At 69.1% G+C, this 13,199-nt stretch carries 10 protein-coding genes and 1 pseudogene; 4 read left to right on the forward strand and 7 right to left on the reverse strand.

The genetic code is table 11. The features are described from left to right. Positions 1 to 105: 105 nt before the first annotated feature. Together GPA02_RS06400 and GPA02_RS06405 are read right to left on the reverse strand one after the other, a co-directional pair. Positions 106 to 1,242, reverse strand: a complete 1,137-nt coding sequence (locus GPA02_RS06400; RefSeq protein WP_204986518.1) for a sensor histidine kinase — start codon at positions 1,240 to 1,242, stop codon at positions 106 to 108. A 110-nt stretch (positions 1,243 to 1,352) separates the two neighbouring features. Further along, the gene (locus GPA02_RS06405) at positions 1,353 to 2,015 is read right to left on the reverse strand and encodes a response regulator transcription factor (RefSeq protein ID WP_156199082.1); all 663 of its coding nucleotides are present in this window, start codon (positions 2,013 to 2,015) and stop codon (positions 1,353 to 1,355) included. A gap of 318 nt (positions 2,016 to 2,333) precedes the next feature. Here GPA02_RS06405 and GPA02_RS06410 point away from each other — a divergent pair, with 318 nt between their 5' ends. From GPA02_RS06410 to GPA02_RS06425, 4 genes are read left to right on the forward strand one after another with little or no spacing between them, the layout of a single operon-like run. Then, complete coding sequence (locus GPA02_RS06410) at positions 2,334 to 2,747, forward strand: hypothetical protein (RefSeq protein WP_162457716.1); 414 nt, start codon at positions 2,334 to 2,336, stop codon at positions 2,745 to 2,747. Next, entirely contained in the window at positions 2,744 to 3,880 is a 1,137-nt protein-coding gene (locus tag GPA02_RS06415) for an efflux RND transporter periplasmic adaptor subunit (protein ID WP_156199084.1), read from the forward strand. The genes GPA02_RS06410 and GPA02_RS06415 overlap by 4 nt, the downstream gene beginning before the upstream one ends. Next, on the forward strand, positions 3,877 to 4,578 hold the full coding sequence (locus tag GPA02_RS06420) for an ABC transporter ATP-binding protein (protein WP_156199085.1): 702 nt from the start codon (positions 3,877 to 3,879) through the stop codon (positions 4,576 to 4,578). The genes GPA02_RS06415 and GPA02_RS06420 overlap by 4 nt, the downstream gene beginning before the upstream one ends. Then, entirely contained in the window at positions 4,575 to 5,780 is a 1,206-nt protein-coding gene (locus GPA02_RS06425; RefSeq protein ID WP_156199086.1) for an ABC transporter permease, read from the forward strand. Before GPA02_RS06420 ends, GPA02_RS06425 begins: the two co-directional genes overlap by 4 nt. Positions 5,781 to 5,872: 92 nt before the next feature. Here the strand turns inward: GPA02_RS06425 and GPA02_RS06430 are convergent. The 5 genes and pseudogenes from GPA02_RS06430 to GPA02_RS06450 form a co-directional block, all read right to left on the reverse strand. Further along, positions 5,873 to 7,119 (reverse strand): annotated as a pseudogene (locus tag GPA02_RS06430) (IS256 family transposase). Positions 7,120 to 7,277: 158 nt separating this feature from the next. Further along, positions 7,278 to 9,869, reverse strand: coding sequence for a GH116 family glycosyl hydrolase (locus GPA02_RS06435; protein WP_156199087.1), 2,592 nt, complete (start codon positions 9,867 to 9,869; stop codon positions 7,278 to 7,280). A gap of 4 nt (positions 9,870 to 9,873) precedes the next feature. After that, a complete protein-coding gene (locus tag GPA02_RS06440) occupies positions 9,874 to 10,779 on the reverse strand; it encodes a carbohydrate ABC transporter permease (protein WP_156199088.1) in 906 nt (301 codons plus the stop codon). Continuing rightward, positions 10,779 to 11,753 carry a carbohydrate ABC transporter permease gene (locus GPA02_RS06445; RefSeq protein ID WP_156199089.1) on the reverse strand — a complete coding sequence of 325 codons (975 nt, stop codon included), beginning with the start codon at positions 11,751 to 11,753 and terminating at the stop codon, positions 10,779 to 10,781. The genes GPA02_RS06440 and GPA02_RS06445 overlap by 1 nt, the downstream gene beginning before the upstream one ends. Before the next feature lie 73 nt (positions 11,754 to 11,826). Continuing rightward, positions 11,827 to 13,176: an ABC transporter substrate-binding protein gene (locus GPA02_RS06450; protein ID WP_156199090.1), complete on the reverse strand. Its 1,350-nt coding sequence runs from the start codon at positions 13,174 to 13,176 to the stop codon at positions 11,827 to 11,829. Positions 13,177 to 13,199 lie beyond the last annotated feature (23 nt).

The following is a 13,199-nucleotide window of genomic DNA, read 5'->3' on the forward strand; positions in this document are numbered from 1 at the left end:
GTCAGGCAGGCCAGCGATCCGATTCATGCGCGGAGGAACGCGGCCTGACATGCAGCGCGATCCCACCTCTGCGGTGCAGACTCGGCCGGGGCTCAGCCTGCGTCGTCACGCTCCGCGATCCCATGCCACGGAGACGCAGAGCCCCCCGCCCGGCTGCGGCTGGATGTCAAGGGTCGCACGGTGGGCCCTGGCGATGGCGTGGACGATGGACAGTCCGAGTCCGTACCCGTGCCCGTCCGCGTGCGAGGTGCGAACGCGGTCGAGACGCCGGAACGGTTCGAGCAGGGCGTCGACGGACTCCTCGGGGACGGTGTCTCCTGTGTTGGTGATCTTGAGCTCGACCATCCCGTTGCTGGTACTGGTGCTGATGTGCACGGAGCCGCCGGGGCGGTTGTAGCGGATCGCGTTGTCGAGCAGGTTTGCTATGAGGCGCTCGATCAGCCGGGGGTCGCCGACCACGGATGCGGGCGAGAGCTTGGCATCGAGCGTGAGGTTCTGTTGTTTCGCGGGCGATTGGCTGTGAGCCAGGCAGTCACGAACGAGGGAGGCGAGATCGATGGGTTCGGAGCTGCGGACTCCGGCCTGTCCTCTCGCGAGAGTGAGTAGGGCGTCGATGATCTGCTCCTGCTGCGCGCCGGCCGCGAGCACGCGTTCGTGGGCGGCGCGAAGGGATTCGATTGTGGCAGCTGGGTCGTCTAGGGCGACCTGGGCCACTGTGCGTTGCCGGGCGAGCGGTGTGCGGAGTTCGTGCGACGCGTTGGCGACGAAGATGCGTTGTGCCCGGAACGAGTCGTCCAATCGCGTGAGCAATCCGTCGATGGTGTCGCCGAGTTCGGTGAGCTCGTCTCGGGGGCCATCCAGGGAGAGGCGTTCGTCGAGGTTCTGAGCGGTGATACGTCGTGTCGTCGCCGTGATGGCGCGGAGAGGGCGCAGCGCTCTGGTGGCGACGATCCAGCCGAGCACGACCGAGACCAACGTCATGATGCCCAGCGCGATCGCGGATTGGCCGAGCAGCGTGAGCATCCGCTGGGTGTGCTGCTGCGCCGCGCGGTCGCGAAACTCGGCGGGGTCGAGACCCGGAGGCGTCAGCCCTGGGTCGTCGCCCGTCGTCTCCGGCTGACCGAGCGGCGGAGCACCGTCGAGGTCGACGTCGACGACCACCTCGGTGCCGTCGGGCTGGACAAGAGTGAGCGACTCCGATCGGGTCGTCTGGTCGACAAGACCATAGGTGATCGCGAGCATTGTCGCGCCGCAAGCCAGAAAGAGAACCGCGTAGAGCGCGGTGAGTCGCGCCCTGATCGGCAGTCGAAAGTGCCTCGACCGGGGACGTGGACGGCCGCGAGGTCCAGTCCTCATGAGACGATCACCCGGTAGCCGGACCTTGCGACGGTCTCGATCACGGGTGGATCGCCGAGTTTGGCCCGCAGTCTGCTCACCGTGATCTTGACGGCGTTGGTGAAGGGATCGGCGTTCTCGTCCCAGACACGTTCGAGGAGCTCCTCGGCAGAGACCGTGCGTCCCCCTGCCGTTACCAGCAGCTCGAGCACGCCGAACTCCTTGGGTGTGAGATCTCGCGGTTGGTCGTGCCGAAAAGCTCGTCGCCTGGCGGTGTCGACGACCAAGTCGCCGACGCGCAGCGCCGGAGGGTGCGCAGGCTGGGAGCGCCGCGCCAGTGCGCCAATCCGGGTAACGAGGACCTCGAAATCGAATGGCTTGGCGAGGTAGTCGTCGGCGCCCAGATCCAGGCCGTCCACCAGGTCACCCGCGGAGCCCGCCGCCGTGAGCATGAGGATCCGACTGCGACCGCCTCTTTCCACCAGCCGCGCGCAGACATCGTCGCCATGCATGGAGGGTAAGTCTCTGTCTAGGACGATCACGTCGTAGTCGTTCAGCTCGGCCCGTTCGAGACCCGAAGAGCCGTCGTAGGCGACGTCCACGGCCATGTTCCGACGCCGCAGCCCGATGGTCACGGCATCCGCCAACTCTGTGTCGTCGTCGATCACCAAGATCCGCATGCATCCAGGATGCGCCCGATCCGGTTTCGGAGCGGTTTCACCACCCATGTGTAGAAGCCCAGAAGACCCAACGCGGTCCCGCGCAGCGATACCTCCCCGAAACCACGGCGGTCCTAGAAACGGAGCATCACCGAACCGAAAGGACTCACCGACATGACCAGATCAACATCGCCGGCACGGACGCGGGCGCAAGCGCGCGGCGCAGTCTTGGCCGCATTGACCGTTGCTCTTCTTCTCACCGGGTGCGCGCCAGACAGCGGATCACCGTCGGGTGACGACTCCGCAGGGGGAAGCACTCCAGCTGGAGCCGCAGACGCAGTGGCCTACGCGCAGTGCATGCGCGACAATGGCGTTCCCGGCTTCCCCGACCCGGACTCGGACGGCGGGTTCGACGTCGTCGCGGACGAACTCGGGGTCCCGATCGACTCGGACCAGTACCGGGACGCGGAGCAGACCTGTGCACCGCTGCTGCCTACCCAGGGTTCCCACGTGCAGGACGAGGACTACCAGGCTGTGCTGCGGTACGCGCAGTGCATGCGCGATGAGGGCGTTCCCGGCTACCCGGACCCGCCGGCACCGGCACAGGGACCGGACACCCAGCGCGGGGACAGTGGTGACGGCGCCGCCATCGACCGCAACTCCCCGCAATTCCAGGCCGCACACGAAGCCTGCAAGAGCCTGTTGCCCGGTGGTGGCGAGGAGCCGGGCATGACGGAAGGGAACGCACCGTGACCACGACGGATGTGCCCCCTCCCGCGGACGATCTGGTGGTTCCGGAGCGGTCTCGCGGCACCCGCCGCCGGCGCCGGATCATCGTGGCAGCAGCCGTCATCGTCGTCCTCGCCATCGGCGGCGGTGTCCTCGCCGCAACCCTCTGGCATCGGTCGAGCCCCGCCCCGGCGGCTTCCGCCCCCGCACCCGCGACAGCAGCAGTCGAACGTCGGACCATCGCCGCACAACAGCAGGTCAGCGGGACCCTTGGCTATGCGGGCGATCTCGATGTGATCGGTCAGCTGTCCGGAACGATCACCGCGCTCCCGACGCCCGGCACCGTCATCGAACCGGGCGGCATCTTGTATCGCGTCGACGGCAAACCGGTCGTCCTCCTCGCAGGCGACACCCCGGCCTGGCGCGCATTCGAGTGGGGAACAACCGGAGTCGACGCCCAGCAACTGAACGCGGCCCTGGTCGAACTCGGCTATGCCGACGGCCTCGACATCGACCCCGAATGCGACGAGATCACCTGGCGCAGCCAGCAAGCCATCAAGAGATTCCAAGCGGCCTTCGGATTGCGAGAGTCGGGATCGCTCGACTTCGGACAAGTGGTGTTCCTGCCCAGCGCCGTGCGCGTCACGGCGACCCCGTTGACCCTCGGCGCGCCCGCCGGGGCAGGGCAGACCGTCATCGAGGGAACCTCCACCACGCCGCAGGTCGAGGCCGAAGTACCCGTCTCGCTCCTTGCTCACGTCAAAGTGGGCGATGCCGTGGCCGTCACTCTGCCCGACCTCACCACTGCATCCGGCACTGTCACCGACGTCGGCGCGGTCGCCACCCAACAGGAGAGCGGCTCCGCAACCGTCCCGGTGCGCGCGGCCCTCACAGATCCGGGCACCGCCTCCGGCCTGGACCAGGCACCGGTGCTCGTCGCGATCACGACCGAGACCGTCGAGGACGTGCTGACCGTCCCGGTCACCGCACTTCTCGCTCTCTCGGGCGGCGAGTACGCGGTCGAAGTGCTCGAAACCGGCGGCGACAGTCACCTTGTCACCGTCGAGCTCGGCCTGTTCGACAGCGCCGGCGGACTCGTCCAAGTCTCCGGCGACGGCCTTCGCGCTGGCCAGCGAGTCGTGGTGCCTGCAGCATGACCCCCGTCATCGAGCTGATCGGCGTGACACGCACCTACCCCGGCGAACCGCCGGTTGCCGCCCTCCGCGGCGTCGACCTCACCATCGAGCCGGGAGAGCTCGTCGGCATCGTCGGCCCCTCCGGATCCGGCAAGACGACCTTGCTGCAGATCATGGGCACTCTCGACCGACCCACGGCCGGAAAGGTTCGCGTCGCGGGCCGCGACACCTCCGACCTCGACGACCGGCAGCTCTCCACCCTCCGTTCAGCGCGCATCGGATTCGTCTTCCAGCAGTTCTTCCTGGACGAGCATCAGAGCGTGCTCGACAACGTCGCCGACGGACTCCTGTACGCGGGAACCCCAGCCAGCACCCGCCGCAGGCTAGGGCGCGAAGCGCTGACACAGGTCGGCCTCGAGCACAGGACCGACGCTCTTCCCTCGCAGTTGTCTGGAGGACAGCGGCAACGCGTCGCGATCGCTCGAGCCCTCATTGGCGAACCCGACATCGTCCTCGCGGACGAACCCACCGGAAACCTCGACAGCACCACGGGGAACGCGATCCTCGCCCTCCTCGACGCCCTCAACCGGCGCGGCACCACCATCGTGGTCATCACCCACGACCTCGCCATCGCCGCCCGCCTGCCCAGGCGCGTGGAGATCCTCGATGGCCGCATCGTCAGCGACACGGTCCGAGCCCACCGCAAGGAGAACGCATGACCACCGACGACGACCTCTCGCCTCGACGGCTGCGCCCGCGGGACGTGCTCCGCGTCAGCAGCATCGGCATCAGAACCCGGAAAGTCCGCGCCGCGCTGTCCGCCCTAGGGATCGCGATCGGTACAGCATCGATCGTCGGCGTCCTCGGACTCTCCTCCTCGTCGCAGGCAGGACTGCTCGCCGAGATCGACTCGCTCGGCACCAATCTCCTCACCGTCAGCACCGGGCGTGACCTCTCCGGCGACGCGGCCGCCCTCCCGGTCGATGCGCCCGACCGGATCGGTCGGATCGCCGATGTGACCGACGTCGAGTCGACCGCAGCGATCGACATCCCCATCTACCGAAACCCGTTCATCCCGGCCGTCAACACCAACAGTCTCGCTCTGCGCGCCGCCACCCCGGGACTGCCAGACGCGATCGGTGCTGCCGTCGCCCACGGCGACTTCCTCAACCCCGCCACCGGGAGGCTTCCCGTCGTGGTCCTCGGCTCCACAGCGGCGCGGCGTCTCGGCATCACCAGCGTCCACCCGGGAGCGCGCCTCTGGATCGACCGGCAATGGTTTTCCATCGCCGGCATTCTGGCCCCGGCGACCCTGGCGCCGGAGATCGATTCATCCGTGCTCGTCGGGTTCGCTGCCGCGCAGAACTATCTCGGCTTCGATGGACACCCCACCACAATCTACGTGCGCACAGACACCGAACAGGTCGCGGCGGTTCACGCTCTCCTCGCCCGCACCGCGAATCCGGAGAACCCCAACGAAGTCGCCGTCAGCCGCCCCTCGGACGCCCTGCTCGCCCGCGCCCAGGCAGAGAGCGCGCTCAACTCGCTGTTCCTCGGACTCGGTGCCATCTCGCTGCTGGTCGGAACTGTTGGCGTCGCCAACACGATGATCGTCTCGGTCCTCGAACGGCGTGGCGAGATCGGCTTGCGTCGCGCACTCGGCGCCACCAGAGGACACATCCGCACTCAGTTCTTCAACGAGGCGATCCTGCTCTCACTCATCGGCGGAGCCATCGGAGTGCTGGTCGGAGCACTCGCGACCGTCGTCTACGCGACCAGCAAAGGCTGGCTCGTCGTCATCCCGCCGCTCGCCTGGACCGGCGGGCTCGGCTCCGCACTGGTCATCGGAGCCATCGCAGGCCTCCTCCCTGCCATACGTGCTGCGCGTATGTCACCCACCGAGGCGCTGTGGGCCTCGTAACAAGCGATGCCAGGCGATTAGGCGCAGAATCCAACTCGCTGGGTCAAGTCCCCGGTAGTGGTGTAGTCGCTTCGTGACCCTTCGGTGCTGGGTCAGGCGCTGAGTTCGAGGATGCTGTCTGTCGCCTCCTCTGCTCCGGTGTCGGGGAGGAGGTGCAGGCGGCTCTTGGCGAGGATGTCGAGGCCGAGGTAGCGGCGGCCTTCGGCCCATTCGTCGGTCTGCTCGGCGAGGACGGCGCCGACGAAGCGGACGATGGCGTCGCGGTTGGGGAAGATGCCGACGCTGTCGGTGCGGCGGCGGATCTCGCGATTGAGACGCTCGTTGGGGTTGTTCGACCAGATCTGCGACCAGAGGCCTTCGGGGAACTCGGTGAACGCGAGGATGTCTGCCCGCGCATTGTCGAGGTGTGAGAAGGCGTCGGGCAGCTTGTCTTCGACGTAGTCGAGGAGCCGGTCGAACTGGGCGTTGACCGCGGCGGCGTCGGGTTGGTCGTAGACGGAGTGCAGCATCGCCTTGACTGCGGGCCAGAGGGACTTCGGGGTGACCGACATCAGGTTCGCGGCGTAGTGGGTGCGGCAGCGCTGCCAGGCCGCTCCCGGCAGGTTCGCCGCGATCGCCTCGACCAGCCCTTGGTGGGCGGCGGAGGTGACGAGGCGGACTCCGGTGAGGCCGCGGGCGACGAGATCGGCGAAGAACTGGTTCCAAGCCGACGCTGTCTCGGCCGTGGCGACGCGCATGCCCAGGACCTCGCGGCGGCCATCGGCGTTGACTCCGGTGGCGACCAGGACGACCGCGTTGATCACCCGCCCGCCTTCGCGGACCTTCATCGTGAGGGCGTCGGCGGCGACGAACGTGAACGGCCCGGCATCCCCGAGGGGGCGGTGGCGGAACTGGTCGACGTGCTCGTCGAGATCAGCCGCCATGCGGGACACCTGCGACTTGGACAGGGAGTCGATGCCGAGGGTTTGACCAGCTTGTCCATCCGGCGGGTGGAGACGCCGGCGAGGTAGCAGTCGGCGACGACGGTGATCAGCGCCGCCTCGGCGCGCTTGCGGCGCTCCAGCAGCCATTCCGGGAAGTAGGTGCCCTTGCGCAGCTTGGGGACGGCGACGTCGATCGTGCCGACGCGGGTGTCCAGCTCGCGGTGCCGGTAGCCGTTGCGCTGCGTCACCCGGTCCGGGGACGCCGTGCCCCATTCGGCGCCGCAGACGGCGTCCGCGTCCGCGGACAGCAGCGCGTTGATCATCGTCTGCAGCAGCTGACGCATCAGATCCGGCGACGCCTCGGCGAGGGCTTCACCGAGCAGGCCGGCAGGGTCGACAATGTGAGGAGCGGTCATCGTGATGACTCCATTCGAGAGGGTTGTAGGAGATTCCTCGAAGGATCACACGGTGACCGCGCCCACGTTCACAACGAGGCCGGCCACCGAGCGGTTACACCACTATGCGGGACGCCACTATCGCGCCGGCGGTCCTGGCGAACGCCCGCTGACGCCGCTCAGAGCACCGCCGACTCCCCCGCCGCGAGCCTGACCTGCACCTCGCGCGCGTCGTCGAGGTCCAGACGCAGCCGGTCGACGGCGAGGTGCCCCGCGGTGCAGGCGAGCCGCAGCGCGCCGTCCTCGTCGGCGCGGACCGCGCCCCAGCCGTCGTGCAGCACCACGGGCCAGCTCGTGCCCGGCGTCGGCCGGCGCAGCGTCAGCGTGCGGGTGCGGGCGTCCCACCGCTGCCCGGTACGGGCCTCGAGCACGCTCCACCCCGAGAGCGCGCGCACGTAGTGGTCGCCGCACTCGATCTCGTTGTACGGGTTGCGGCGACGGCCGTCGTAGCGGCCCCACACGCCGTCGAGGATCCTGCGGGACTCGGTGTGCAGGCCCTCGATCTCGCAGTGCGCGGCGACCTGGTACTCGATGCCGGTCCACACCTCGTCGCAGTAGCGCGTGGGGATCTCCGGGCGACCGCCGGTGGGCCAGGAGCACATGACCAGGCCGCTCTCGTCGCCGTCGGCGTAGGTGCGGTACGGGTGCTCGAAACCGTGGAAGTCCGGGCGCAGGTTGTGCTCGACCACCGACCGCAGCGCGGTCCGCACGTGGTCGGGCGGCAGCAGGTACCCGAGATCGAGCAGGTGCGCCCACCACTGCCCGATCAGCTGGTCGGACAAGCAGCCCTCGCCCCACTGGAACGCGACCGGGTCGCCGTCCTCGAGGACCTGCCGGTAGTACGCACCGGTGAACAGCGCCTGGTCGTACCCGGCGCTGCCGGCACGGAACCGCTGCTGCCACGCCTGCGCCCTGGCGTCGTCCCCCACGGTGCGTGCGAGCTCCTCGGCGGCCCGCAGCGCCGCCAGCCAGTACGTGCCCATAAAGGTGTTGAGGCCCGCGAGGTCGATGTCATGCGTCGAGGGCTGGATGCCGTGCAGCATCCCGGTCTCCTCCGGGTCCCACCGCCGCGCCACGTGGTCCATGAGTCGCACGACCTTGGGCCAGTACCGCGCGAGCCACTCCTCGCCGACCCCGTTGCGGACCTGCTGGTAGACCTTGAGCACCGAGGCGAGCATGCCGTCGAGCGCGGGCTCCTCCGGGCCGCCGATCGGACGGTCCCACAGCTGCCCCAGCGACGTCGGCAGGATCACCCGGTGCGGGATGAACCCCTCGGGCGCCTGCATGACGTCGAGCTCGGTCTCGCGCATGCTGCGGTCGAGCTCGGGCCACAGCCGCGCCAGCCCCTGCGCGTAGGCGAGCACGTGCGTGCAGTTGAGCGGGCAGGAGCCGCCGACGTCGCCCGACCACATGGTCGTCGACGCGCCCTGGACGCCCTCGAACGCGTACACCTCACCGGAGGCGACGCGGAAGAACGACGGGCTGCGCACGATCGACGCCTGCGCCGCGAGGTGCTCGACCTCGTCGTCTCGCAGGCCCGAGTCGAGCAGCGTCGCCGTCCAGCCTCGGGTGCGCTCGCGCAGGTCGTCCCAGTCCCGGTGCACGAGATCGGCGACCTCGCGCGCGTCGCGGAACCGCGTCGTGCAGTGGTTGCCGAGCCACTGCGGCTCGGTGCCCCACTCGGGCCTGATGCCGCCGAACTGGGTGAAGTTCGCGTACCGGTTCGGCAGCCACCACGCGAGGCTCACCCGCACCCGGCGCGTCTCCCCCGGCGGCACGTGCACCTGCGCGGCCAGACCGCCGTTCCACGTGCTGCCCTCGGGGCTCGGCCCAGCGCTCGTCCACGACGCGGTGGGCTGCGGGTCCGCCATGTCCGGCGGGACGTGCGCCCAGTCGTGCGGCCCGAAGGGTTGCCGCTGCCGCAGGAAGTCGAGGAACTGCTCGGGCGCGCTCCAGTGCGGCAGCGCGGTCGTCAGCGGCGCGTCGGCGCTCACCACGACCTGGCCCGCACCCGGGTGCCGCTGGGGCAGCGACGGGTTCTCCATGACGAGGTGCGTCCAGCGGGCGTGCCCGCCGCCGTCCCCGCCCGCCTGCTCGACGACGGAGCGGTCCACGCGGTTGACGTTGCCGCCGTAGCCGGGCGCCCGGACGCCATCGGGCTGCAGGGTGCCGTCGATCCCGAGCGGGTTCTGCATCGCGACGCCGAGCCACGCGTTGACCGGGACGTCGCTGACGTTGGTGACCGACACCGTCAGCATCGCGACCGGCAACGAGCTGGTCTCGACGTCGAGCGGCACCATCGGCGTGAAGGCCTCCATCGAGACCTGCACGGGCAACGTGTCGTCGACGTAGTCGATCTCCGCCACCGGGTACGTGGCACGGAACCGGGTCCGCTGCACCCCGCCGTGCCGGGCCAGCAGCCGCCGCTGCCACCGCGGCACCAGGTCGTCGTTGACGAGCGGGGTGTCCGTGCTGCGCAGCGGTGCGGGCGCCTGCAGCACCCGCACCGCGTCGAACGGCGGCTCCCACTGGCTCACCCGCAGGGCGAGGAAGGAGTACGGCAGGTCGCCGCGGTGGTTGCCGATGTTGTGCAGCTGCCACTGCCGCAGCGCGCCGTCGGCGCAGATGCTCACGTTGCCGGTCCCGATGCCGCCGAGCGGCATCGCGACGTGCGGGCCCTCCTCGTTGCTCAGCTCGCGCGCGTTCGCCATGCGTCTACTTCAGCCCCGCGATCTTGATGCCGCCGATGATGTGCCGCTGGAAGACGAGGAACAGGATCATCACCGGCAGCGCGGCCAGCGTGGAGCCCGCCATCAGCATGCCCAGCTCGGCGGCCCGCTCGGAGCGGAACGTCGCCAGGAACTGCTGGATCTGGTAGAGGTCGCGGCTTGTGATCGTCATGATCGGCCACACGTAGGAGTTCCAGAACGCGAGGAACGACGTCATGCCGACCACGACGAACACCGGCTTGCTCATCGGCAGGAAGATGTGGCGGTAGATGCCCCACTTGGACGCGCCGTCGAGCGTCGCGGCCTCCTCGAGCGCCATCGGCACGTTGAGGTAGTACTGCCGCATGAAGAACAGGTGCGCCGCCGACGCCGCGCCCGGGATGACGAGCACCGCGATCGTGTCGAGCATCCGCAGCCGGGTGACGACGACGAACGAGGTCAGCAGGATCGCCATGCCGGGGATGAACATCGTCGTGATGACGTAGACCCACAGCACGTTCTTGAAGGCGAACTCCAGCCGGGCGAACGCGTACGCGCCGAGCGAGTTGACGGTCAGCGAGAGGAGCGTGAACAGGATCGCCCCGCCGAAGGTCACGCTCATCGACCGCACGAACTCGGGGTCGGCGAGGATCTGCTGGTAGTTCTCGACGCGCCACACCTCGGGGAAGAACTGGAACGGTGTCGCGACGACCTCGGTGCGGCTCTTGAAGCCCGCGATCACCATCCACGCCAGCGGGAACAGCGCGAGCAGCACCAGCAGGGCGCCGGCGGCGATCTTGCCGGTCAGCACCGCCACGCCCTTGGCGCCGGTGTCGCGGCGGCCGCGCGGCCGCCGCGTCGTCCTGCCGATCTCGCTGATCGCCGGCGCGGTCACCGGAGTGTCGACCGCCATCAGCCGTCCACCGCCTTCTCGGAGTTGAGCACCCGGAAGATCACCGCCGAGATGCTGCCCAGCACGACCATCAGCAGGATCGCCGCGGCGATCGAGTAGCCGACGTAGGTGTCGTTGCGGAAGTGCTGGAAGATGTACAGGTTCGGGAGCAGGGTCCGCTCGAGCGGGCCGCCGTCGGTCATCACCAGCGGCAGCTCGAACTGCTGGACCGCCGCGGTGAAGCCGGTGATGAGCAGGAACAGGAAGATGTTCTTCATCAGCGGGATCGTCACGAAGAACGTCTTCTGGAACCAGTTCGCGCCGTCGAGGTCCGCCGCCTCGTAGTAGGTCGCGGGGATGTCGACCATGCCCGCGAGCATGATGAGCGAGCAGATGCCCAGCCCCAGCCAGATCGCGGGGACCGCCAGCGCCGGCAGCGCCGTCGCGACGTTGCCCAGCCACGCCTGCTTCTCGACACCGAACAGCCCGACGAACGCGTTGAGGATGCCGCCCTGGTAGTTGTAGATGAGCACGAAGATGATCGAGGCGATGACGCCGGAGACGATCGTTGGGATGTAGATGCTCACCTTGAGCAGCGTCGCGACCCGGCCGCTGACCGTTCTGACGAGGCTCGCGAACAGGAACGCGATGACGAGCTGGACCGGCACGACCATCACCGCGAACAGCAGGCCCCGCCCGACCGACTCGATGAACGTGCGGTCGCCCAGCACGTTCATGTAGTTGCGCCAGCCCACCGGGATCGGGTCGGTGTAGAAGCTCCAGTTGTAGAAGCTGAGGTACACCGCGTAGACGACCGGCCAGACGACGAAGATCGTCAGCAGGATCACGACCGGCGCGAGCATGAGGTACGCCATCTTGTTGCTGCGGGCGTTCATGCCCGTGCGCGCCCGTGGCTGCTTCCCGCTGGGCCGGCCGCGGCGGCGTGCCGCAGCGGTGCCGAGCGTCGTGGGCTCGGCCTGGACCGTCTGGGTCATCGTCGACCTCCTTCGTGGTCGGTGGCGCGGCTCCGGCCCGGCCGCCGTGCGCGGCCGGACCGGAGCCGAGAGGTCACGGCTGGGGAGCCGTGCCCGCCAGCTGGTTGGCCTCGATCAGCCGGTTGATCTCCGCCTCGGCGTCGGCGAGCGCGGTGCTGACGTCGGTGCCCTGCATCGCCTGCTCGAGCGCCGTCGCGAACGCCATCGAGATGTCCCACGGGTAGGACGCCTCGGGCTTGGAGAACGGCACGATCTGCTCGGCGATCGTCGCCGCCCACGGGTTCTCCGAGGACGCCGCGGCCTCGATCAGTGCCTCGTTGACGCTCGCACGGGGCGAGTACTTCGAGAACTGGGTGCCGGCGAAGTACTCGAGCAGCTGCTCGTCGTCACCGCCGCCGAGGGTGGCCTCGATGAACGCCGCGGCCTCCTCCGGGACCTCGCTCTTGGCATCGACGACCCACGTCCAGCCGCCGAGCGTGGCGGTCGGGGCCTCCGGGTCGCCGTGGAAGCTCGGCATCGGCGCGGCGCCGATGTTGCCGACCATCTCCGGGAAGTCGTTGATGAGCACGCTGGCGAACCAGGAGCCGCCCATGTTCATCGCGAGGTGACCCTCGCCGAGCGGGTTGGCGTCGGCGTACCCGGCCAGCGCCTGCTGCGGCATCGACCCGGCCTTGTACATGTCCTGCCACGCCTGCAGCAGCGGCGCGTACTCGTCACCGACCTGCGCCTCGCTCCAGTCGTCGCTGATCGGCAGGTGGCCGGCCACGTTCCACTGCAGGCCCCAGGTGCTCCAGCCCATGTCGCCCGCGGACTGCGCGGCGCCGAAGCCGTAGACGTCACCGGTCGTCAGCTGGGCGGCGTAGTCCTGCAGCTCCTCCCACGTCGTGGGCGGACCGTCGATGCCGGCCTCCTCGAAGAGGTCGGTGCGGTACCAGAGCACCGCCGAGGGCTCGACGAGCATCGGGAACGCGTAGTGCTCGCCCTCGACCGAGATCGACGCCAGCACGTCCTCCTGGACGTCGGACCACACGTCGTCGCCGATGTAGGGCGACAGCGAGGTGATCTGGCCGGTCGTGGCGGCCGAGACGACGCCGTTGTAGGCGATCGTGTACATGTCGGGCGCGTTGCCGGCGGCCTGGGCCGCCGTCATGCGCTGCTCCCAGGCGTCGCCGGGGACCTGGGTGAGGTTGACGTGGATCTCGTCCTGGGACTCGTTGAAGGCGTCGACGGCGGCCTCGTACCACTCGTTCTCGACGTCCTGGAAGCTCAGCTGCCAGAACTCGACCGTGGTGGCGCCCTCGGGGGCGTCGTCGCCGCCGGTGTCGGCCGGCTGCCCGGGTGTGCCGGACCCGCAGGCCGCGGTGAGCGCGAGCGCGCCAGCAGCGGCTGCCAGCCCTGCTGCTCGGAACCTGTTGATGCGCATCTGCCATCCTCCTCGATGACGGT

Origin of the sequence: Actinotalea caeni (assembly GCF_009733795.1) — a bacterium.
In the GTDB taxonomy this organism is placed as follows: Bacteria; Actinomycetota; Actinomycetes; order Actinomycetales; family Beutenbergiaceae; genus Pseudactinotalea; species Pseudactinotalea caeni.

Coding starts and splice junctions, on each gene's coding strand:
- GPA02_RS06400 (WP_204986518.1), bottom strand. CDS start 1,242: ATGCTCGCGATCACCTATGGTCTTGTCGACCAGACGACCCGATCGGAG.
- GPA02_RS06405 (WP_156199082.1), bottom strand. CDS start 2,015: ATGCGGATCTTGGTGATCGACGACGACACAGAGTTGGCGGATGCCGTG.
- GPA02_RS06420 (WP_156199085.1), top strand. CDS start 3,877: ATGACCCCCGTCATCGAGCTGATCGGCGTGACACGCACCTACCCCGGC.
- GPA02_RS06425 (WP_156199086.1), top strand. CDS start 4,575: ATGACCACCGACGACGACCTCTCGCCTCGACGGCTGCGCCCGCGGGAC.
- GPA02_RS06435 (WP_156199087.1), bottom strand. CDS start 9,869: ATGGCGAACGCGCGCGAGCTGAGCAACGAGGAGGGCCCGCACGTCGCG.
- GPA02_RS06440 (WP_156199088.1), bottom strand. CDS start 10,779: ATGGCGGTCGACACTCCGGTGACCGCGCCGGCGATCAGCGAGATCGGC.
- GPA02_RS06445 (WP_156199089.1), bottom strand. CDS start 11,753: ATGACCCAGACGGTCCAGGCCGAGCCCACGACGCTCGGCACCGCTGCG.
- GPA02_RS06450 (WP_156199090.1), bottom strand. CDS start 13,176: ATGCGCATCAACAGGTTCCGAGCAGCAGGGCTGGCAGCCGCTGCTGGC.